The sequence below is a fragment of the Anaplasma phagocytophilum genome, from assembly GCF_023476575.1.
GTDB lineage: Bacteria > Pseudomonadota > Alphaproteobacteria > Rickettsiales > Anaplasmataceae > Anaplasma > Anaplasma phagocytophilum_A.
On the sequence record NZ_JAHLEX010000129.1, the window covers coordinates 1 to 2,428 of the forward strand.

Genomic DNA, 2,428 nt, shown 5'->3' on the forward strand with positions numbered 1-2,428 from the left:
GCATATAGCCTCTGCAATGGTATATAACTGACGATATTCTAACAAATACTCAAGAGCTCAAACCCTGTCTTCCCTCAGTAAAATTTCTTTAATTTTTCTAAAAGTCTATCAAACGAAAAACCTGACTTCTGCCAAAGTGACCACTCCTTATTAGGATATATGTTGACGAAAGATATTCTTAATAACCAGTATCAGCTCTCTTGGCATTCCCAAAGAGTCTAAATCTGCAGCAATATGAGACCAAAACAGTCTATTAATCCCCACACTTATACTGCAAATTTAAACGCGCTACTGTTTTGTTTATGCTCGTGGAGAACAATTTATAACGCGCTCTAACTACATAAAAGATAGTTCAATTATCATGTAAAAAATGTACTGCCCCGCTACTCTGTAAGATGGTAGTATAACTTTCCAAACTTCCGGCCTCACAGTGCTTTTCGTAAAGTTCTATAAAGCATTTAGTTCTGAGTCTTTCCTTTGTTTCGTTAGAAAACAGGATCTCACAACTTATAATACGATTCTCAATTGCAAATTCACGAAGAACAATCTCAGAACGAGAACGCCCTACTATAGCATTGATCTTTATTGTTATATATTTTTCGCCAGATCTCTCTAAAGCATTCACCCATCCAGCTGAGCGTATACTTCTTATATAACTATTTTTATTGCATAGTGTTATCTTGACACTCTTTACATTTTTCAATGGCAAATAGGCACCTGATTCATTCTCTTGAAAGCTCACTACTATCACTTATTAAGACCTCTAAATCTATGTTGGATTGAAAAATGCTCTGCGACAAATGCACAATTTTGTATCGTATATCGGACAATACATACTTCTCTTTACCGGAAAAAAATTCCATACATGTAGATCTAACCTGCTCTGTTATGTTCATAACCTCCTCAAGGCTATTACTCAAGGAACCGCACATGATCATTGCCCGATATACCAATCTATCAAAAGTACAGATTTCTTCTATATAACAAAAATGCAAGTATGCGTATGGTAAAGATGCATTTGTCGGGGCCTGTTCATATATATCACTTAATAGGTCTTTTAAAATAACATCGGAACGTAAGTACTCAACTAAAGTGCTATATAACCTTTTGATACCTGTCATAGCACTAGTTTTAATTCACGAAACGGAAGATACATCTCTTTAAGAAAAGTCATATGCTTTATGTCTACATTACTGCGGTTTTTGTAAGAAATTGCAGTATGATGCAATATCCCATGTCTAACTTGCGCAGGGATTATTTCAGGAGCCAAATACCCTGCATCATAGACTATTTCCACACACACTGAATCTACGCAAGACGAAAGTTCAATACTTGAGCGCAACCTATCAACGTAGTAATTATTGCTCTTGATTGTAACTTTTTCATCCCCAGCACTAATTGTATTTACAGACGTTACAGAAATCAGCGGGCCGAATGGCAAGTATATTTTTTTCGGAACTATCTCACCGCTATAAGATAACTGCCATGTTTGCTGCATTAACGATCTTTCTATATACCACTGTGCATACTCTGTGGAAATCGAGATGAGATTACGTAAAAGCGCATCTTCCTTATTATTGTTTATGCCTAAAAATAACTTAGCATCCTCTAATGAAACCGGAAATTCCTTTGAAGAACTCTTCCTTAGAATTTGAAAAACAGAATTTTCCATCATTTACAAAAAAACCATATCAAGATAAATCTCCTAAAGCTTCTTGAACAATTTGCACAATTACGTCGTCTAGGAACATATTAGAAGTATTGTCGTCTATAAGATTTTTCCCATGTTTTTCACTTATAATTCCAGAAAATTCTCTTGGCAGTAGATCTGCTTGCAATTTTTTGATTAATTCAGGTAATGCTCTTTCTAGCGACCCATAAAGCTGCTCAGAAAATTTACGAAGTATATCGTCTACAGAATTTTGAAACTCTTCTTCTTTTCTTCTCAGAATGGTTTCAAAAATCTTCCCTGAATAATCATATGCTACTTGTAGATTTTCTTTTCTTTCCATATATCATCTAGAATCAACAATAGATAGATGGCATTGTATTTCAGCTGCTTTGCTGACAGGAAGCACAAAGTAAGATGGAAATCTCTTACTGCTATATCCCTATAAACAGAAAATCTAAGATTCGATTATGCCCTTCCATTTTGCATCACTACTTACAAAGCAACTCAGTGAAATTCTGTCATTTGCGTACGAAAGCAGTACATTAACCTAACGTTGAAAAACTCCACTGTTTTACAGTGCAAAAAAAACAGCACGCTATCTAGCAGCGCATCTTAATTAGCGCAACAAAACAAGTCGGAATTACAGGACACAGAGAAAAGTCTAAGGCGCGATGACACCCTTCGAAAAAGACTTCTCCCACCCCATTCATGCTTCACAATATTTCATAGCGCTTTTAGTGGATCAACCGCAGAATA

4 protein-coding genes are annotated in these 2,428 nt (G+C 35.7%); all 4 read right to left on the reverse strand.

Annotated features, from left to right (window positions below; genetic code table 11):
• Positions 1-352 precede the first annotated feature (352 nt).
• From KPX09_RS05000 to KPX09_RS05015, 4 genes are read right to left on the reverse strand one after another with little or no spacing between them, the layout of a single operon-like run.
• On the reverse strand, positions 353-709 hold the full coding sequence (locus tag KPX09_RS05000; RefSeq protein ID WP_249549266.1) for a phage tail tube protein: 357 nt from the start codon (positions 707-709) through the stop codon (positions 353-355).
• Between the two features lie 13 nt (positions 710-722).
• Entirely contained in the window at positions 723-1,121 is a 399-nt protein-coding gene (locus tag KPX09_RS05005; RefSeq protein WP_249549267.1) for a hypothetical protein, read from the reverse strand.
• Positions 1,118-1,675, reverse strand: a complete 558-nt coding sequence (locus KPX09_RS05010; RefSeq protein WP_249549268.1) for a phage head-tail connector protein — start codon at positions 1,673-1,675, stop codon at positions 1,118-1,120. The genes KPX09_RS05005 and KPX09_RS05010 overlap by 4 nt, the downstream gene beginning before the upstream one ends.
• Positions 1,676-1,691: 16 nt before the next feature.
• Entirely contained in the window at positions 1,692-2,012 is a 321-nt protein-coding gene (locus tag KPX09_RS05015) for a hypothetical protein (RefSeq protein ID WP_249549269.1), read from the reverse strand.
• Positions 2,013-2,428: the final 416 nt, after the last annotated feature.